Source organism: Nonomuraea rubra (genome assembly GCF_014207985.1).
Taxonomy (GTDB): Bacteria; Actinomycetota; Actinomycetes; order Streptosporangiales; family Streptosporangiaceae; genus Nonomuraea; species Nonomuraea rubra.
On record NZ_JACHMI010000001.1, the window covers coordinates 1,440,648 to 1,458,210 of the forward strand.

Consider the following 17,563-nt stretch of genomic DNA (forward strand, 5'->3'; position numbering starts at 1 on the left):
GATTCTCAAGGAGGAGATCATGGGCCGCACACTGGCCGAGAAGGTCTGGGAGCAACACGTAGTCCGTCGCGCGGAGGGCGAGCCGGACCTGCTCTATATCGACCTGCACCTCATCCACGAGGTGACCAGCCCGCAGGCGTTCGACGGGCTCCGTCTCGCCGGCCGGAAGGTGCGGCGGCCCGATCTCACCATCGCCACCGAGGACCACAACGTCCCGACCGTGCTCGGCCCGATCGCCGACCCGGTGTCGAAGACGCAGGTCGAGACGCTGCGCAAGAACGCCGCCGAGTTCGGCATCCGGCTGCATCCGATGGGCGACGCCGGTCAGGGCGTGGTCCACATCATCGGCCCGCAGTTCGGCCTGACCCAGCCGGGCATGACCATCGTGTGTGGCGACTCTCACACCTCCACGCACGGCGCGTTCGGCGGCATCGCGTTCGGCATCGGCACCTCCGAGGTCGAGCACGTGCTGGCCACGCAGACGCTGCCCGCCTACCGGCCCAAGACGATGGCCATCGAGGTCTCCGGCGAGCTGCCGGTCGGCGTCACGGCCAAGGACCTGATCCTGGCCATCATCGCCAAGATCGGCACCGGCGGCGGCCAGGGGTACATCGTCGAGTACCGCGGCGAGGCCGTGCGCAAGCTCTCCATGGAGGGCCGCATGACGATCTGCAACATGTCGATCGAGGCCGGCGCCCGCGCGGGCATGATCGCGCCGGACGAGACCACGTTCGCCTACCTCAAGGGCCGCAAGCACGCCCCCGAGGGCGAGGCGTGGGACCAGGCGGTCGAGTACTGGAAGTCGCTGCGCACCGACGACGACGCCGTGTTCGACAAGGTCGTGGAGATCGACGCCTCGACGCTGACCCCGTTCGTCACGTGGGGCACCAACCCGGGCCAGGGCCTGCCGCTGGGCGAGTCCGTCCCGAGCCCCGAGTCGTTCGACGACCCGGTCGCCCGCTCCGCCGCCGAGCGCGCGCTGGAGTACATGGGCCTGACCGCCGGCACGCCGCTGCGCGAGATCGAGGTCGACACGGTGTTCGTCGGCTCGTGCACCAACGGCCGCATCGAGGACCTGCGCTCCGCCGCCGAGATCCTGCGCGGCCGCCAGGTCAGGACCCGCACGCTCATCGTGCCCGGCTCGATGATGGTCAAGAAACAGGCCGAGGAGGAGGGCCTGCACGAGGTGTTCAAGGCCGCCGGCGCCGAGTGGCGCGAGGCCGGCTGCTCGATGTGCCTGGGCATGAACCCCGACACGCTCCAGCCCGGCGAGCGCAGCGCCTCCACCTCCAACCGCAACTTCGAGGGCCGCCAGGGCAAGGGTGGCCGCACCCACCTGGTGTCGCCGCAGGTCGCCGCCGCGACCGCCGTCACCGGCCGCCTGACCGCGCCCGCCGACCTGTAAGGGAGACCACGTTCCATGGAAGCCTTCACCACCCACACCGGTACGGCGGTGCCGCTGCGCCGCAGCAACGTCGACACCGACCAGATCATCCCGGCCGTCTGGCTCAAGCAGGTCAGCCGCACCGGCTTCGAGAAGGGCCTGTTCGCCGCCTGGCGCGAGGACCCGGCGTTCGTGCTGAACGACCCGGCCTACGAGGGCGGCTCGATCCTGATCTCCGGCCCCGACTTCGGCACCGGCTCCTCCCGCGAGCACGCCGTGTGGGCGCTGCAGCAGTACGGGTTCCGCGTCGTGATCGCCGCCCGCTTCGGCGACATCTTCCGCAACAACTCCACGAAGATGGGCCTGCTGCCGGTGATCCTGCCGGACGACAGGGTCGAGGCCCTGCAGTCGGCCGTCGAGGCGGACCCGAAGCTGGAAGTCACCGTCGACCTGGTCGAACGCCAGGTCAGGTGGGCCGATGAGGTCGTGCCCTTCGAGATCGACGACTACACCCGCTGGCGGCTGATGGAGGGCCTCGACGACATCGGGCTGACCCTGCGTCACGCCGCCGAGGTGGCCTCGTACGAGAATGGTCGGCAGCCATGGCTGCCGACGACCGTCTAGAAGACGACGAACTGGCGCGGCGGTTGCGCGATGCGCACCGCCGCGTCCGCATGCTCCCCGCCGCCGACAAGGAACGCAGCGCGCGCCGCTTTCTCACGATCTGCGATCTGGCGAAGCGCGATCCGGAAAGGGCCGCCGCCCGCCTGGAGGTGTTTCTGGCGGCCCTTGACGAGCTCCTTCCAGGGCCGTTCGACACGCCACGCGAGGGGGAAAACACGCTGGGTGATTGAGTTCCCCCGCGATCCCGCCTACTTTCGAGCGCGTAAGGGGTTTCTACGTCGAAGTCGTGAGCTGGAACCCCGCGCCGTAACTGGGGGAGCAGGACTTTCATGAACAAGCGTGAACTCGTCGAGGCCATCGCGGATCGGGTGGGCGACAGGAAGACGGCCACCGAGGCCGTCAACGCCGTCATCGACGCCATCCAGAAGGCCGTGGCCGGCGGCGACAAGGTCTCGATCACGGGCTTCGGCGCGTTCGAGATGGTGAACAAGCCCGCTCGCACGGCCCGCAACCCGTCGACCGGCGCGGAAATCAACGTCGCGGAGAGCTGGGCACCGAAGTTCCGTCCCGGATCCGATTTCAAAGACCTCGTGAACGAGGGCGGCAAGAAAATCGGCAAGAGGAAGTAATCCGGCCGACGGCTGACCAGCACGCCCGGGCCCCGGCCCGGGCGTGACGTTTGTCACGCCCCCTGGAAATCCCCGGGAACGGGAAATGTGGACAGCGTGACGTAGGCGATCCGCTCGCCCGACATGCCGAGGTTGACCCGCTGACCGGAGCGCAGCAGCCGCAGCGGCCCCGCGTCGAAGGCGGAGGTGCCGAACTCCAGCACGGTCCCGTCGTCGAGGAACACCGTGCCCGAGCGCGTGGTCTCGTCGAAACTCCGTACTGTCGCCTGCACGCGTCCAGAGTAATCGGTTGCCCTCCGGGCGGACGAGCACGCACGATCGCGGCATGGGTCCTCGGGGGAACTTCGGGCGCCTGGTGTGGTCCAACGGGATCTCCAGCTTCGGCACCCAGGTCACGACCGTCGCCCTGCCGCTGACCGCCGTGCTCACCCTGCAGGCCGGCGCCTTCGAGCTCGGCCTGCTGTCGGCCGTGCAGTCGGCAGCGTTCCTGCTGATCGGCCTGCCCGCGGGGGTGTGGGTGGACCGGCTGCGCCGCCGCCCGATCCTCGTCCGCGCCGACCTGGTCAGGGGCGCGCTGCTGCTCACCGTGCCCGCCGCCGCCTGGCTGGGCGTGCTCACGCTGCCGCACCTGTACGCCGTCGCGCTCGTGCTCGGCGTGGGGGCCGTGTTCTCCGACGTGGCCCACATGAGCTTCCTGCCGGCGGTCGTGCCCAAGGAACGGCTGGAGCAGGCCAACGGGCGCCTGGAGGTCACCCGGCAGGTGTCCGTGCTGGCGGGGCCGGGGGCGGGCGGCTGGCTGGTGAGCGTGCTGACGGCGCCGTTCGCGCTGCTGGCCGACGCCATCGGCTACCTCGTGTCGGGGCTGCTGCTGTCGGGGGTGCGGGTGGAGGAGCGGCCCCGCCCGCCGGAGCGGCGGCGGCTGTGGGCGGACGTACGCGAGGGCCTCACGTTCGTGATCAGGGAGCCGGTGCTGAACCGGGTCGCGCTCGGCGGCGCGCTCACCCGGATCGCCCTCGGCGTCTGCGCCGTCGGCTACCCGCTCTACCTCGTCGTCGACCTGGGCGTCGGCGCCACCGCCTACGGCCTGCTGCTGTCGGCCCCGGCCGTCGGCGCCCTCGTGGGCGCGCCGCTGGTGGCCAGGGTGACGCTCCGCCACGGCGTCGGCCCCACCCTGTACGGCTCCGCGGCGCTCGTCCTGCTCTTCCAGCTTCCCGCCCTGGCCACCGGCCCCGGGTGGCGGCTGCTGATCTTCCCCGTCGCCTCGGCCCTGGCCGCCGTCGCCGGGGTGATCTTCAACGTGGCGCAGCTCAGCTACCGCCAGCGCATCACGCCCGAGCACCTCCTGGGCCGCGTGAACGCCAGCATGCGCTTCCTCATGTGGGGCACGACCCCGCTGGGCGGCCTGGCGGGCGGCGTGCTGGGGGAGTGGCTGGGCGGTTACGGCGTCTTCGCCGCCGGCGTGGCCCTGCTCGGCCTGTCGTACCTCGCGATCGTCACCACCCCCGCCATCAGGCGGGCGGGTGCGGAGGCGAGGTGACGCTTGTCTCGCGGCCAAGCGCGCGGCGCGCTCGTCCTCGTGATCAGGCGGGCCGATTCGGAGGCGCGGTGACGCCGGCGTCCGGCCACAGGTCCGCGACGACCGCGGCCGTGTGGCGGCCCAGGCCCAGGGCGATGGCCGCGCGCAGGTCGTCCGGAGTGTCCACGTCCCGCCTGACCGAGTCGATCCCGGGCACGCCCAGCTCTTTGGCCCCGCCGGCCAGGTGCTTGGCCCGCGACTCCCCGCCGAACCTGGGCGCGAACGGCCTGCCGGGCCGTACCCCGTAGAACGTCGTGCCGACGTCCAGCGCGTCGGGCACGAACGCCTGGTCGAACTCGGCCGCCGCCTCCAGCGCCACCGCCAGCTCGGCCGGCCGCAGGGTGGGCAGGTCGGCCTGGAGCGCGCCCACCGCGTCCCCCGGCGCCACGCGTACGGCATGCGCGGCCCCCGTACGCAGCGCCGTGTTCAGCCCGCGGTCGGGGTCGGGCACCACGTCGGCACCGAGCGCGGCGAGCGGCCCCGCGGCGGCGGGATCGGCCGTCACGACGATCACCCGCGCGACCGGCGGGCACGAGAGCGCCGCCGCCACGGTGTCACTGGCCACGGCCACGGCCAGGCGGGTGCGGTGCGGGCCCGTCGCGGCGGCCAGCCGGGTCTTCGCCGCGACCAGCGTCTTCACCGGAATGACCAGGGACCAGCGGATGCTCATCAAGTCTCCTTGAGCGTGGAACCCGTCCTTCAGCCTCAGGGCGGGGGAGCGGCGAAAGCGGCGCGGCGGGATCGAACGTGTGCACGAAACGTGATCGATCGTGCACTAGAATGTGTTGGTGGCGTTGCTTGTGAAGCGGGCGTACACCTACCGCTTCTACCCGACCCGCGAGCGAGCCCGCGAGGCGGCCCGGAAGTTCGGCCGGGTCCGCGACCAGGAGCCACGAGAGCCACGGCACGGCGACGCCGGCCCGTCCCAGGCCCTCGCACGTGCGGGAGCGGGCCCCAGCCTGCGGTACGGTGCACGACCGGGATGTCAACGCACCCCGCAACATCGTGCCTCGACATCCCGAGCGGCCAACCGGGAGACTTGGGGCTTCATCCCGTACGTGTTGGAGGAGACCATGAGCCGCCCCACGCGACCGTCGCGTTTCTGGGAGACCTTCGCCGTCGTCGTGGTCAAGCCGTTGTCGCGGCTCCTGGTGAAGCGCGACTGGCGCAAGGGTGACCGCATCCCGAGGACCGGTGGCGTGATCATCGCCGCCAACCACCTGTCGTGGACCGACCCCGTCCTGCTGTCGCACTTCCTCTACAACAACGGCCGGTGGCCGGTGATTCTCGCGAAGTCGGGGTTGTTCAAGGTGCCGTTCCTGGGGCGGGCGGTGACCGCGCTGCTGGCGATCCCGGTCGAGCGGGGCAGCAGCGAGGCGGCCAGGTCGCTGCGCCTGTCCGCCGAGCGGCTCGGCGACGGGTGCGCGATCCTGTTCTACCCCGAGGGCACCTGCACCCGCGATCCCGACCTGTGGCCCATGGTGGGCAAGACGGGCGCGGCCCGGCTGGCGCTGGAGAGCGGTGCGCCGGTCATCCCGGTGGCCCACTGGGGGGCGCAGGAGCTGCTGCCGTACGGTGAGAAGAAACCCAGGTTGTTCCCGCGCAAGACGTTCCACGTGAGCGTGGGGCCGCCGGTGGACCTGTCCAAGTACGCGGGCAAGCCGGCGCACGGCGACGTGCTGCGCGACGCCACAGCCGACATCATGGCCGCGATCACCGAGCAGCTGGCCGAGCTGCGCGGCGAGACGGCGCCTGCGACTCCCTACGACCCGGCCGGACGGTGATGGAATGACGAAGGTGGCCGTTTTCGGCGCGGGTTCGTGGGGCACCACGTTCGCGATGATCCTGGCGGAGGCCGGCAGCCGCACGACGCTGTGGGGCCGCAGGCAGGAGGTGGTCGACGCGATCAACCGCGACCACGCCAACGCCGACTACCTGCCCGGCGTGACGCTGCCCGCCGGGCTGCGGGCGACGACGGATCCCGCCGAGGCCCTGGACGGGGCCGAGTTCGTGGTGCTCGCCGTGCCGTCGCAGACGCTGCGCGCCAACCTGACGGGCTGGCGCGGGCTGATCCCTGACGGGGCGGTGCTCGTCAGCCTGATGAAGGGCATCGAGGCCGGCACCACCAAGCGGATGAGCGAGGTCATCCGCGAGGTGGCCGAGGTCCCGGCGGAACGGGTCGCCGTCGTCTCCGGGCCGAACCTGGTGCCCGAGATCGCCGCGCGCCAGCCCGCCGCCACCGTCGTGGCCTCCGCCGACCTGTCGGTGGCCGAGCGGCTGCAGGCGATCTGCCACCTGCCGCCGTGGTTCCGCCCGTACACCAACCCGGACGTGGTCGGGGTCGAGCTGGGCGGCGCGGTGAAGAACGTGATCGCCCTGGCCGTCGGCGTCTCCGCCGGCATGGGCATGGGCGACAACGTCAGCGCCATGCTCATCACCAGGGGCCTGGCCGAGATCTCCCGCCTGGGGGCGGCGCTCGGGGCCGACGCGCACACGTTCGCGGGCCTGGCCGGCATGGGCGACCTGGTGGCCACGTGCACGTCCCCGCTGTCGCGCAACCGCACGTTCGGCGAGAACCTGGGCCGCGGCATGACGCTGGCGGAGGTCGTCGCGGTCACCAAGCAGACCGCGGAGGGCGTGAAGTCCTGCGAGTCCGTGCTGGAGCTGGCCAGGAAGCACGACGTCGAGATGCCGATCACCGAAGTGGTCGTGGGCGTCGTGCACGACGGCATGTCCCCGTCGGAGGCGGGCATGCTGCTCATGTCCCGCTCGCCCAAGCCGGAGCGTTACGGAGTGTGAGATGACCTGAATACGGCGTGCTCGACTCGCTGTGACAGGGACACCCCGGTAGATTCGGACACCATGAGCAAGCCACGCGTCGCCGTCGTTTTCGGAGGCCGCAATTCCGAGCACGCCGTGTCCCTGATGGGCGCGGGCAGCGTGCTGGATGCGATCGACAGGAGCAAGTACGAAGTGGTCCCGATCGGGATCGCCCAGGACGGCAGGTGGGTGCTGGCCGCTTCCGACCAGCGGTTCGCCATCGAGGCCGGGGAGCTGCCGGTCGTCGACACCACCGGCGCGGCGCTGGCGCTGCCCTCGGGCTCCGGCTCGCTGGTCGCCTACGACCCCGGCAGCATCCCCGTCGAGCTCGGCTCGGTGGACGTGGTGTTCCCCGTCATGCACGGGCCCTTCGCCGAGGACGGCACGATCCAGGGGCTGCTGGAGATGGCGGGGGTGCGGTACGTCGGCTCCGGCGTGCTGGCCAGCGCCGTCGGCATGGACAAGGCGTACATGAAGACCGTGATCGCCGCCGCCGGGCTGCCGACCGGCCCCTACGCGGTCATCCGCGACCGCGACTGGCGGCTCAACCGCGAGCAGGTGCTCAAGGAGGCCGAGGAGCTCGGCTACCCGGTCTTCGTCAAGCCGGCCAGGGCGGGCTCGTCCCAGGGCATCTCCAAGGCCTCCGACAGGGCCGAGCTGGAGGCGGCGGTCGAGTTCGCCAGGCAGCACGACCCCAAGGTGCTCGTCGAGGCGGCGATCGCCGGGCGCGAGATCGAGTGCGCGGTGCTGCAGTCGCTCGGCGACGAGCCGGCGGCCGCGTCGATGCCGGGAGAGGTGAAGGTCGAGGGCGGGCAGGAGTTCTTCGACTTCGAGGCCAAGTACTACCCCGACCAGATGTCGCTGACCGTGCCCGCCGACATCCCGCAGGAGACGGCCGAGGAGCTGCGGGCGATGGCCGTGCGCGCGTTCGAGGCGCTGGAGTGCGAGGGGCTCGCCCGGGTGGACTTCTTCTACACGCCCGACGGCAAGCTGGTCTTCAACGAGATCAACACCATGCCCGGGTTCACGTCGTTGTCGGTGGCGCCGCAGCTCTGGGCTGCCTCGGGCCTGTCCTACCCGGCGCTGGTGGACCGGCTCATCCAGCTCGCCCTGTCACGCTCACCCGGCCTGCGGTGAGGCTGCGGGGCCCATCGGGCGTGCCCAACCGGCCTGCGGTGCTCACCCGGCCTGCGGTGCTCACCCGGCCTGCGGTGCTCACCCGGCCTGGGGTGCGAGCTGCCCGATCGGCTTCGAGAGGTCCGACAGGACCTCGGCGGCCACGTGCTCGCCGCCGACCGTGACCTCCACGTAGGCGACGCCGGTCACCGCCGTGAACAGCGCGGGCCTGTCGGGATCGGGGAACCAGCCCACCCCGCCGATCTCCTGGAGCGTGTCGGTGGGCGCCATCCTGGCGGGCCGGGGCACGCCGCAGCGCAGCGCGACGGCCCCCGAGCCCCAGACGGCGACGTACGGCGACTCGGGCGTGGACGTGCCGCGCTCGTCGCCGCCGACGGTCTGCGGCAGCAGGGTGGCGAGCTTGTCGCAGGCCGCGACCGCCTCCCCTTCGGGGACGGGCGGTTCGACCTGTACGGTGCCGCCGCAACCGGCGAGTGCTAGGAGAACGAGCAGGACGGCGGCGGCACGCATGCGACGACTACCTCTAGATATGAACGATCGGACAGGTAAGCGTACGCGTGATCCCGTTCACCGCCTGAATCTGCGCGACGACGAGCTTGCCCAGCTCATCGACGTTCCTCGCCTCCGCGCGAACGATCACGTCGTAAGGCCCCGTGACGTCCTCCGCTTGAGTGACCCCCGGAATCCCGGAGATCTCGCGGGCCACGGCTGCGGCCTTGCCGACCTCGGTCTGGATAAGGATGTAGGCCTGCACCATCACGTCCTCCCGGGCGATTGGATCACGCCGAACGCCCACCGTACCCTGTGTGCGTCAGGAGGTGCGTCATCACAGTCGGAGATCTCGGCGAATTCGGTGTGGTAAATCGTATTACCGCTCGTCTGCCCCAAGGTGAGGCGGTAATGCTCGGCCCGGGTGACGACGCCGCCATCATCGGCGCGCCCGACGGTCGCGTGGTCGTCTCGACCGACCTGCTGCTCGAAGGCAGGCACTTCCGCCGCGACTGGTCCACCGGCTACGACGTGGGCCGCAAGGCCGCCGCCCAGAACCTGGCCGACGTCGCCGCCATGGGCGCGACCCCGACCTCGCTCGTGGTCGGCCTCGGCCTGCCCGCCGACCTGCCGCTGAGCTGGCTCGACGCGCTGACCGACGGCCTCGCCGACGAGTGCGCGACGATCGGCGCCAGCGTGGCGGGAGGTGACGTGACCCGGTGCGACCTGGTCGTCATCGGGGTGACCGCGCTGGGCGACCTCGGCGGCCGGGCTCCCGTGCTGCGCTCGGGAGCCCGGCCGGGGCACGTGGTGGCGGTGGCGGGCCGGCTCGGGTACGCCGCCGCCGGATGGGCGCTGCTGGAGGCGGGCGTGCCGGCGGACAGCGGTGCCCTGCGGGAGGCCGTGGCCGGCCATCGCGCGCCGTGCCCGCCGTACGCGATGGGGCCCGTGGCGGCCGGGCTGGGGGCGAGCGCGATGCTGGACGTCAGCGACGGGCTGCTGCAGGACCTGGGGCACGTCGCCGAGGCCAGTGGCGTACGCGTGGAGCTGGACCCCGGGGCGTTCCCCGTGGGGGATCCCGTCGCGGCGGCGGCCAAGGAGCTGGGGGCCGATCCGCTGGAGTGGGTGCTGTCGGGTGGTGAGGATCACGCCCTGGCGGCCATGTTCCCTCCGGACGTACGGCTGCCGGCCGAATGGCACGTGGTGGGCCGGGTGGTCGAAGGGGAGGGCGTGGTGGTGTATGGGCGAGAAATCGGGCGTCGTGGATGGGATCACTTTGGGTGATGATCTGTCCCGATTTAAGTGATATTTTCCGTGTTTGGGGTATGACTCGTGGGATTGCTGTGACAACGGCGTAGCAAAGGTGTTATGAAGATTGGCGGCCACTGTAACCGGAAGAAAGGGCAGCCATGGGCCGCCACGGCACAGGTGGATCCGACGACGGGGACGAACGGGGGGACAGCGCTTTTTGGGGTCCTGACGAGCAGGCCGAGCCGCCAGGCTGGCCATCGCTGCCGGACCGACCGGAGGTGACGGGGCAGTGGGCCCCCATGCCGCGGCGCACCGACGCGCCGCCGCCGCGTGGGCCGCAGCCGGAACCGTTCGAGACCACCGGGGCCTTCGCGCTGCCCAACGACCTCGCCGGCGGCTTCCCCCCTGCCAACGACCCTGCGGGTGCCCTCCCGCCGCACAGGGGGCCCAGGGAGGACGAGGTGGGCCCGTTCGAGACGACGGGCGCCTTCGCCCGGCCGGCCGAGTGGGACCAGCCTGCCGGCCACTTCTCCGGCCCCTCTACCGGTGACTTCCCCGCGGGCCCGAACGGGCCTGGCGAGCCGCCCTTCCGCGGGCCCGAGCAGACGGCGCAGGGGCCCTTCGACCGGCCGAGCCCGCTCGACGCCGCCGCCGAACGCACCAGCTTCTTCGACATGCCCGCCGAGCGCACCGCGTTCTTCGACGGGCCCGCCGACCGCATGGGCACGCCCGACGGGCCGCCGCCCGGGCAGTTCGACGGCCCGCCTCCTGGGCGTCCTGGGCCGTTCGATGGGCCCGGCGAGGCGCCCGGCCCCTTCGGCCAGCCCACAGGCGGGCCCAGTCCTTTCGGTCAGCCTGGTGAAGGGCCCTTCGGTCCGCCTGGTGACGGGCCTTTCGGCCGGCCTGGTGACGGGACGGGTTCCTTCGGCGGGCCTGGCGACGGCTCGGGTCCGTTCGGTCAGGCCGGTGACGGCTCGGGTCCGTTCGGTCAGGTCGGTGACGACCCCGAGCGCACGGCCAGGTTCGACTCGCCGTCGGGTCCCAACAGCGTCTACGGCGGCCCGCCCGAGCCCGGTGACGTCAAGGTGGCCGGCGAGCCGACAGCCGCGATGGCCCCGGCCTGGGCGAGCGCCGAGACCGGCTTCCTCGGCTCCGGCTGGTCGAACGACTCCGACGCGCCGGACGACGAGCCCCGTGGCCGCCGGGGACGCCGCAAGTCGGGCCGCGGCGGTGGCGGTGGCGGCGACGACGTGCCGGCCGCCCCCTCGGGCGCGGGCAAGGGCCGGGTGGCCCTGCTGTCCGTGGCCGCCGTGGCGGTCGTGCTCGGGGGGACCGTGGCGGGCGTCAAGTTCATGAGCTCGTCGGGCGACCCGGCCAAGTGCGAGGGCACGACGTGCGCGGCCGTACAGGTCACCAGCAGCAATCCGGGCCCGTCGGTGTCCGAGCCCGCCGACGAGGAGTCCGAGGCCCCGGTAGAGGACGAGCCCGCGGAGGAGGCCGCCGAGGAGAGCGGGCCCGCCGAGACGCCGACGCCGACCGCCTCCTACAACGTCCGCACGCCGCCCCGTACGACCAGCTCCCCGACGCCCACGCCGAGCAAGAGCAAGACGAAGAAGCCGGCGGAGCCCGCGGACGAGGAGACGGAGCAGCCGCCGGTCGAGGAGAGCGTGTCGGAGACCCCGAGCGAGGAGGTCTCGACGCTGGACGACTCCCACACCGACACGGGCGAGGGCTCGCCCAGCGGCAACACCCCCGCACCCACCTCCTCGGGCACGGTGAGCTCGTCGGGCGCGGGCAGCTCGGTCAACGTGAAGCAGACGATCAAGCAGCGCATCGCCACCTACTCGGCCGACCTGACGCTCTCGAACACCTCTCCCGAGACGCTCCAGAACCCCACCATCTCCGTCCCGGTGGACGGCCGCGTCACGGACGTGGACGGGGCCGCCGAGTGGACGCAGGACGGCGACCTGCTGATCCTCGACCTGACGGCGTCGATCGAGGCCGGGGCCTCGGTGGAGGTCACGTTCACGGCCACGGGCAGGGGCTCGGAGGCGCAGAACTGCGGCCTGGTCGCGGGGGAGTGCGTCGTCACCTGAGCCTGAGCCGCACAGTCGTGCGTGTCCACAGTTGTGCGCGGCCACGCAGTCGTGCGCTGACGGCCGCCCGCATGCGCTGAGAGCCTCGTACAGGCGTTGAAGGGCCTCATGCCGGGGCGCCGGGTGCCCCCAGGGCTGCGCCGCGCCGGAGGCGCGTGTGTGGGCGCAGGCGTCCGCATGCGTGCGTGCCGAGCCCCGTACATCGTCCCCCTCAGGGCATGACGAAGGCCCGCCACCCCCTCGAACAGGAGGCGCGGGCCTTCGTCGCAGTACGAACTAGCGGGTGACCTTGCCCGCCTTGATGCACGACGTGCACACGTTCAGCTTCTTGGGCGTGCCGCCCACGACCGCGCGGACCGTCTGGATGTTGGGGTTCCAACGACGGCGGGTGCGGCGGTGCGAGTGGGACACGTTGTTGCCGAAGGTCGGCCCCTTGCGGCAGACATCGCAGACGGAAGCCACGGTATCGCTCCTTAAAACAGTCGATGTAGCCCTGTCCGCTGATGCTTTCCGGGCGGAGGGCATGCCGGGACAACCGGCCAGCCAGACGAGAATATCTGATCCACGCCGATGGACGCGAACCAGAGCAGCTGGACCGGATTCCGGGCGGCGATATTCTCCACGGACAACGGTAGCGCATCCTGGCTGGGTGGGAGGTCGTATGAAGATCCTCGAACCACCCGCCGTGCGGCGCTGGGCCCGCCTGGCCGCCGACGCGCTCGGCCAGGCCAGGACGGAGATCGACGCGCTCAACGTGTTCCCCGTCGCCGACGGCGACACCGGCACGAACCTGCACCTGACCATGCTGTCCGCCGCCGAGGCCGTGGAGTCGCTGCCCGACGACGTGGACGTGGCCGTGGTGTGGCAGACGCTCTCGTACGGCGCGCTGGTCGGCGCGCGCGGCAACTCGGGGGTGATCGTCAGCCAGGCGCTGCGCGGGCTCGCCGAGGTGCTGAAGGACGGTCCCGACCTGCGGGCCGGGCTGCTCAGGGCGGCCGTGCTCGCCAGGGAGGCCGTGGCCAGGCCGGTCGAGGGCACGGTGCTGAGCGTGCTGGAGTCGGCGGCGCGGGCCGTACAGGACGTGGAAGGCGATCTGTGCGAGGTGGCCACGCAGGCGGCCGGGGAGGCGCGGGCGGCGCTGCGCCGCACGCCAGGCCAGCTCGAGGTGCTGGCCCGCAGCGGCGTCGTGGACGCGGGCGGCGCGGGAGCGGCGATCGTGCTGGAGACCCTCGCCGAGGTGATCAGCGGCTCTTCCACGGGCCACTACGACGTGCCCGCGCCCACCTCCAGGGTGTCGCCGATGACGGAGGTGGGGGCCGGGTACGAGGTGATGTACCTGCTGGAGGCCGACGACGGGGCGGTGGCGTGGCTGCGCGGGGAGCTCGACGCCATGGGCGACTCGCTGGTCGTCGTCGGCGGTGACGGGCTGTGGAACGTGCACGTCCACGTTCCCGAGGCAGGGCCCGCCGTCGAGGCGGGGATCCGCGCGGGCAGGCCGCACCGGATCCGGATCACGTACCTGGCCGAGCGCGTCCACCGCGGCCAGGCGGGGCGGGGCGTCGTGGCGGTCGCGGCGGGCGACGGGATCGCGGCGCTGTTCGAGGAGTGCGGTGCGGTCGTGGTGCGGCGCGCGCCGGGCACCCGGCCCTCGCTCCCCGCGATGCTGGCAGCGATCAGGGAGGCGGGCAGCGAGGTCGCCGTCCTGCCGAACGACGACGGCGTGCGTTCCGTCGCCGCCGCGGCGGCCGAGATCGCCCGCGAGGACGGCGTGACGGTCAGCGTGCTGCCCACGAAGGCGACCGTGCAGGGGCTGGCGGCGCTGGCCGTGCACGACCCGCTGCGCCGCTTCGACGACGACGTGGTGGCGATGACGGACGCGGCCGGGCACACCCGGTACGGGCACGTGACGGTGGCGGACAGGGCGGCGTTCACGAGCGCCGGGGTGTGCCGGCCGGGTGACGTGCTCGGCCTGATCGACGGGGACGTGGCGGTGATCGGCGGCTCGGTTGACGGCGTGGCCACCGTCGTCGTGGACCGGATGCTGGCGGGCGGCGGCGAGCTGGTCACGCTGGTCACGGGCGCGCAGGCGCCGGAAGGGCTGGCGGGCGGGCTGGAGGAGCACCTGCGGCGTGCGCGGCCGGACGTGGACCTGGTGGTGTACGACGGGGAGCAGGGCGGCTACCCGCTCCTGATCGGCGTGGAGTGACCCCGGACCCTTCATGAAGGGCGTCATCGGGGATTCCTGTCGGCCCCAGGCGGTAGAACTTATTGCCGTGAGCCGTTTCGACGAGCCTCTGACGAAGGCGCTCGACCCGAAGACCGCCAAGCTGCTGCACAGCGTGCTCGGCCTGGAGACGGTCGGCGACCTGCTGCGCCACTACCCGCGACGCTACGCCGAGCGCGGCGAGCTGACCTCGCTGGACGCGCTGGAGGTCGACGAGCACGTCACCGTGGTGGGCGAGGTGACCAGGCTCATGCGCAAACCCATGCGCAACCGCGGCGGCACCTGGCTGGAGGTCGAGGTCGTCGACGGCAACGGCAGCAAGATCTACCTGTCGTTCTTCGGCAAGGGCTCCCACGTGGCGGAGTCGCGGCTCAAGCCGGGCAGGCGCGGGATGTTCGCCGGCAAGGTGGGGCTGTTCGGAGCCCGGGCGACCCCGCGCTGGCAGCTCGCGCACCCGGAGTTCGAGCTGTTCGAGGAGAGCGAGGCGAGCGCGGAGGAGTTCGCGGCGGCGCCGGTGCCGATCTACCCGGCGGGCAAGGACCTGACACCGTGGGCGATCAGGCGGGCGATCGGCATGGTGCTCGACACGCTCGGTCCCCTCGACGACCCGCTGCCGGCGAGCCTGCGGGCCCGCCACAAGCTGCAGGACCTCGGGGAGGCGCTGGTGGCCATCCACCGGCCGAAGGACTTCGCGGAGGTGGGGCGGGCGCGCAACCGGCTGAAGTTCGACGAGGCGTTCGTGCTGCAGGCCGTGCTGCTCCAGCGGCGCCAGGCGGCCACCGCCTGGCCGGCCAAGCCGAGGCCGCGGCGCGCCGACGGGATGCTGGCCGACTTCGACGCGCGGCTGCCGTTCTCGCTGACCGAGGGGCAGGCGCAGGTCGGCGAGGAGATCGCCGACGACCTGGCGCGCGAGCACCCCATGCACCGGCTGCTGCAGGGCGAGGTCGGCGCGGGCAAGACGGTCGTGGCGCTGCGGGCGATGCTCCAGGTCGTGGACGCCGGCGGCCAGGCGGCCCTGCTGGCGCCCACGGAGGTGCTGGCCCAGCAGCACCACCGCTCGATCACGAACATGCTGGGCGACCTGGCGCAGGGCGGCATGTTCGGCGGCACCGCGGTCACGCTGCTGACCGGCTCGATGGGCGCCGCCGCCCGCCGTTCGGCCCTGCTCGACGCGGCCTCGGGTACGGCGGGCATCGTCGTCGGCACGCACGCGCTGCTGCAGGAGCACGTGCAGTTCGCCGATCTGGGGCTGGTCGTGGTGGACGAGCAGCACAGGTTCGGGGTGGAGCAGCGGGACGCGCTGCGCGAGAAGGCGGGCGGCGGGCGGCCGCACGTCCTGGTCATGACCGCGACCCCGATCCCGCGCACGGTCGCCATGACCGTCTTCGGCGACCTGGAGGTCTCCACGCTCTCCCAGCTCCCGTCGGGCCGCGCGCCGATCACCACCCACGTCGTGCCGGCCGCCGAGAAGCCCCACTACCTGGAGCGCACCTGGCAGCGGGTCAGGGAGGAGGTGGCGCTGGGCCGGCAGGCGTACATCGTGTGCCCCCGCATCGGCGACCTGGAGGGCGACGAGGGTGACCTGGCGGGCGCGGCCACCGACGACGAGCGCCGGCCGCCGCTGGCCGTCCTGGACGTGGCCGACCTGCTCACCCAGGGCCCCTTCCACGACCTGCGCGTCGCCACCCTGCACGGCAAGCTCCCGCCGGAGGAGAAGGACGCGATCATGCGCGCGTTCACCCGCGGCGAGCTCGACGTCCTGGTGGCCACGACCGTCATCGAGGTCGGAGTCGACGTGCCCAACTCCTCCGTCATGATCATCATGGACGCCGACCGCTTCGGCGTCTCCCAGCTCCACCAGCTCCGCGGCCGCGTCGGCCGCGGCGGCCTGCCCGGCCTCTGCCTCCTGGTCTCCGACTTCCCCGAGGGCACCCCCGCCCGCGCCCGCCTGGACGCGGTGGCGGCCACTCTGGACGGCTTCGAGCTGTCGCGGGTGGACCTGGAGCAGCGGCGCGAGGGCGACGTGCTCGGGGCGGCCCAGTCGGGCAAGCGCTCGTCGCTCAAGCTGCTGCAGTTGCTGCGCGACGAGGACGTGATCGCCACGGCCCGGGACGAGGCGGCCGCCCTGCTGGACTCGGACCCGGAGCTGGTGCGGCACGAGGGGCTGCGAGCGGAGATCGAACGACTGCTGGCGGACGAGCGCGCGGAGTACCTGGAAAAGACCTGACCCGCCGCTCCACGGGGTGCGGGGCGCAGCGGGTGTTCGGGCGCCGGTGCGGCGGGTCGGTGTACGGCAGGGCTCGGCGCAAGGTGTGCGGCGGCCGAGCGGGGAGTCGCGCCGGCCGGGCGGAGAGCCGTGAGCCAGGGGAGGCGGCGGGCCACGAGGACGGTCGAGCGGGCGCCGTAGCGGCGGCCGGCCAGGTGCGGGTCTAGAAGCGTCCCCCTGGAGGCCCTCAGCCACGTGCGGCGGGTGGCGGCCAAGTGAGGCCGTGCCGTAAAAGATCAAGAAAGAAGAACACCCAGCCGCGGGGACGGCCTCCCCCCGAATGCCGTCCCCGGCTGGGCCCACCCTCGGGTCAGGTGCCGAGGGAACCGGCGTGCGGAAGGGCTCACGATCACGCCGGTCGGCCTTCACGTGGGTCACCTTGAAGGCCGCAGTCATCATCTTGCGGGCCAGGCCCCCCGATGCCAATCACCCTTGCGCACTCGAGGCAGACACTTGTCCACTCTTGACCTGCGTGAACATGCGGAACAATGGGTCACATGACGCGGATCATCGCAGGCGTGGCAGGTGGGCGGCGGTTGGCCGTGCCGCCGGGGCGCGGCACGAGGCCGACCAGCGACAGGGCTCGAGAAGGGATCTTCTTGACGCTCGATTCACTGTACGGGCTGCGCGACGCCCGCGTCCTCGACCTGTACGCCGGCTCGGGCGCGATCGGCCTGGAGTCCCTGTCGCGGGGCGCGGCCGAGGCGGTGCTGGTCGAGTCCGACCCGAAGGCGGTCCGCACGATCAGGGCGAACGTCGCCGCGATCGGCCTGGAGGGTGCCCGGGTTGTGGCCGACAAGGTGGAGCGGCTGCTGGGCAAGCCTCCGGAGGCGCCGTTCGGGATCGTGTTCGCCGATCCGCCCTACGCGGTGCCGGACGAGGAGGTCCAGACGGTGCTGGCGCTGCTGCGGGACAACGGCTGGCTGGCGGACGAGGCTTTGGTGGCGTTCGAGAGGGAAACCAGGGGAAAGCCCTTGATGTGGCCGGAAGGTTACGTTGAGGAGAGGGTCCGTCGTTATGGCGAAGCGTCCGTTTGGTACGGTCGCGCCGCCGGGAACCCGTAGACC

At 72.2% G+C, this 17,563-nt stretch carries 18 protein-coding genes; 13 read left to right on the forward strand and 5 right to left on the reverse strand.

Translation table 11 applies throughout. The features are described 5' to 3' along the window. Nucleotides 1–19: 19 nt before the first annotated feature. The 4 genes from leuC (at nt 20) to HD593_RS06715 (ending at nt 2,637) form a co-directional block, all read left to right on the forward strand. Nucleotides 20–1,405 (forward strand): 3-isopropylmalate dehydratase large subunit, encoded by a 1,386-nt coding sequence (gene leuC, locus HD593_RS06700; RefSeq protein ID WP_185101336.1) that lies wholly within the window; start codon nt 20–22, stop codon nt 1,403–1,405. A 15-nt stretch (nt 1,406–1,420) separates the two neighbouring features. Then, a complete protein-coding gene (leuD, locus tag HD593_RS06705) occupies nt 1,421–2,008 on the forward strand; it encodes a 3-isopropylmalate dehydratase small subunit (protein WP_185101337.1) in 588 nt (195 codons plus the stop codon). Then, on the forward strand, nt 1,987–2,238 hold the full coding sequence (locus HD593_RS06710) for an SCO5555 family protein (protein ID WP_185101338.1): 252 nt from the start codon (nt 1,987–1,989) through the stop codon (nt 2,236–2,238). Before leuD ends, HD593_RS06710 begins: the two co-directional genes overlap by 22 nt. Nucleotides 2,239–2,337: 99 nt before the next feature. Beyond that, entirely contained in the window at nt 2,338–2,637 is a 300-nt protein-coding gene (locus HD593_RS06715; RefSeq protein WP_185101339.1) for an HU family DNA-binding protein, read from the forward strand. 53 nt (nt 2,638–2,690) lie between these two features. Here HD593_RS06715 and HD593_RS06720 read toward each other — a convergent pair whose 3' ends face one another. Further along, nucleotides 2,691–2,909, reverse strand: a complete 219-nt coding sequence (locus HD593_RS06720) for a hypothetical protein (RefSeq protein WP_185101340.1) — start codon at nt 2,907–2,909, stop codon at nt 2,691–2,693. A 53-nt stretch (nt 2,910–2,962) separates the two neighbouring features. Between HD593_RS06720 and HD593_RS06725 the strand changes: the two genes are divergently transcribed. Next, on the forward strand, nt 2,963–4,174 hold the full coding sequence (locus HD593_RS06725) for an MFS transporter (RefSeq protein ID WP_185101341.1): 1,212 nt from the start codon (nt 2,963–2,965) through the stop codon (nt 4,172–4,174). Between the two features lie 43 nt (nt 4,175–4,217). Here the strand turns inward: HD593_RS06725 and cofC are convergent, their stop codons facing one another. After that, entirely contained in the window at nt 4,218–4,883 is a 666-nt protein-coding gene (cofC, locus tag HD593_RS06730; RefSeq protein WP_185101342.1) for a 2-phospho-L-lactate guanylyltransferase, read from the reverse strand. A gap of 403 nt (nt 4,884–5,286) precedes the next feature. On the opposite strand from cofC, the gene HD593_RS06735 reads away from it, so the two are divergent. From HD593_RS06735 to HD593_RS06745, 3 genes are all read left to right on the forward strand, one after another. Beyond that, nucleotides 5,287–5,997, forward strand: a complete 711-nt coding sequence (locus HD593_RS06735; RefSeq protein WP_246546358.1) for a lysophospholipid acyltransferase family protein — start codon at nt 5,287–5,289, stop codon at nt 5,995–5,997. Nucleotides 5,998–6,001: 4 nt separating this feature from the next. Then, complete coding sequence (locus tag HD593_RS06740; RefSeq protein ID WP_185101344.1) at nt 6,002–7,012, forward strand: NAD(P)H-dependent glycerol-3-phosphate dehydrogenase; 1,011 nt, start codon at nt 6,002–6,004, stop codon at nt 7,010–7,012. Between the two features lie 63 nt (nt 7,013–7,075). Next, complete coding sequence (locus tag HD593_RS06745; protein ID WP_185101345.1) at nt 7,076–8,170, forward strand: D-alanine--D-alanine ligase family protein; 1,095 nt, start codon at nt 7,076–7,078, stop codon at nt 8,168–8,170. A gap of 78 nt (nt 8,171–8,248) precedes the next feature. Here the strand turns inward: HD593_RS06745 and HD593_RS06750 are convergent, their stop codons facing one another. Then, nucleotides 8,249–8,680 (reverse strand): DUF3515 family protein, encoded by a 432-nt coding sequence (locus tag HD593_RS06750; protein ID WP_185101346.1) that lies wholly within the window; start codon nt 8,678–8,680, stop codon nt 8,249–8,251. A 13-nt stretch (nt 8,681–8,693) separates the two neighbouring features. Then, complete coding sequence (locus HD593_RS06755) at nt 8,694–8,927, reverse strand: Lrp/AsnC family transcriptional regulator (RefSeq protein ID WP_185101347.1); 234 nt, start codon at nt 8,925–8,927, stop codon at nt 8,694–8,696. A gap of 47 nt (nt 8,928–8,974) precedes the next feature. On the opposite strand from HD593_RS06755, the gene HD593_RS06760 reads away from it, so the two are divergent. Next, complete coding sequence (locus HD593_RS06760) at nt 8,975–9,943, forward strand: thiamine-phosphate kinase (protein ID WP_312903378.1); 969 nt, start codon at nt 8,975–8,977, stop codon at nt 9,941–9,943. Between the two features lie 266 nt (nt 9,944–10,209). Continuing rightward, complete coding sequence (locus HD593_RS06765) at nt 10,210–12,006, forward strand: hypothetical protein (RefSeq protein ID WP_185101348.1); 1,797 nt, start codon at nt 10,210–10,212, stop codon at nt 12,004–12,006. Nucleotides 12,007–12,282: 276 nt separating this feature from the next. On the opposite strand, the gene rpmB is transcribed toward HD593_RS06765, so the two are convergent. Further along, nucleotides 12,283–12,468 (reverse strand): 50S ribosomal protein L28, encoded by a 186-nt coding sequence (rpmB, locus tag HD593_RS06770; RefSeq protein WP_043618345.1) that lies wholly within the window; start codon nt 12,466–12,468, stop codon nt 12,283–12,285. Nucleotides 12,469–12,667: 199 nt separating this feature from the next. On the opposite strand from rpmB, the gene HD593_RS06775 reads away from it, so the two are divergent. The 3 genes from HD593_RS06775 (at nt 12,668) to rsmD (ending at nt 17,560) form a co-directional block, all read left to right on the forward strand. Next, complete coding sequence (locus HD593_RS06775; RefSeq protein ID WP_185101349.1) at nt 12,668–14,212, forward strand: DAK2 domain-containing protein; 1,545 nt, start codon at nt 12,668–12,670, stop codon at nt 14,210–14,212. A 67-nt stretch (nt 14,213–14,279) separates the two neighbouring features. Further along, on the forward strand, nt 14,280–16,457 hold the full coding sequence (gene recG / locus HD593_RS06780) for an ATP-dependent DNA helicase RecG (protein WP_185101350.1): 2,178 nt from the start codon (nt 14,280–14,282) through the stop codon (nt 16,455–16,457). Between the two features lie 536 nt (nt 16,458–16,993). Continuing rightward, on the forward strand, nt 16,994–17,560 hold the full coding sequence (rsmD, locus tag HD593_RS06785) for a 16S rRNA (guanine(966)-N(2))-methyltransferase RsmD (RefSeq protein ID WP_185101351.1): 567 nt from the start codon (nt 16,994–16,996) through the stop codon (nt 17,558–17,560). The last annotated feature ends 3 nt before the right edge of the window (nt 17,561–17,563 follow it).

Coding starts and splice junctions, on each gene's coding strand:
- leuC (WP_185101336.1), top strand. CDS start 20: ATGGGCCGCACACTGGCCGAGAAGGTCTGGGAGCAACACGTAGTCCGT.
- leuD (WP_185101337.1), top strand. CDS start 1,421: ATGGAAGCCTTCACCACCCACACCGGTACGGCGGTGCCGCTGCGCCGC.
- HD593_RS06710 (WP_185101338.1), top strand. CDS start 1,987: ATGGCTGCCGACGACCGTCTAGAAGACGACGAACTGGCGCGGCGGTTG.
- HD593_RS06715 (WP_185101339.1), top strand. CDS start 2,338: ATGAACAAGCGTGAACTCGTCGAGGCCATCGCGGATCGGGTGGGCGAC.
- HD593_RS06725 (WP_185101341.1), top strand. CDS start 2,963: ATGGGTCCTCGGGGGAACTTCGGGCGCCTGGTGTGGTCCAACGGGATC.
- cofC (WP_185101342.1), bottom strand. CDS start 4,883: ATGAGCATCCGCTGGTCCCTGGTCATTCCGGTGAAGACGCTGGTCGCG.
- HD593_RS06735 (WP_246546358.1), top strand. CDS start 5,287: ATGAGCCGCCCCACGCGACCGTCGCGTTTCTGGGAGACCTTCGCCGTC.
- HD593_RS06740 (WP_185101344.1), top strand. CDS start 6,002: ATGACGAAGGTGGCCGTTTTCGGCGCGGGTTCGTGGGGCACCACGTTC.
- HD593_RS06745 (WP_185101345.1), top strand. CDS start 7,076: ATGAGCAAGCCACGCGTCGCCGTCGTTTTCGGAGGCCGCAATTCCGAG.
- HD593_RS06750 (WP_185101346.1), bottom strand. CDS start 8,680: ATGCGTGCCGCCGCCGTCCTGCTCGTTCTCCTAGCACTCGCCGGTTGC.
- HD593_RS06755 (WP_185101347.1), bottom strand. CDS start 8,927: ATGGTGCAGGCCTACATCCTTATCCAGACCGAGGTCGGCAAGGCCGCA.
- HD593_RS06765 (WP_185101348.1), top strand. CDS start 10,210: ATGCCGCGGCGCACCGACGCGCCGCCGCCGCGTGGGCCGCAGCCGGAA.
- HD593_RS06775 (WP_185101349.1), top strand. CDS start 12,668: ATGAAGATCCTCGAACCACCCGCCGTGCGGCGCTGGGCCCGCCTGGCC.
- rsmD (WP_185101351.1), top strand. CDS start 16,994: ATGACGCGGATCATCGCAGGCGTGGCAGGTGGGCGGCGGTTGGCCGTG.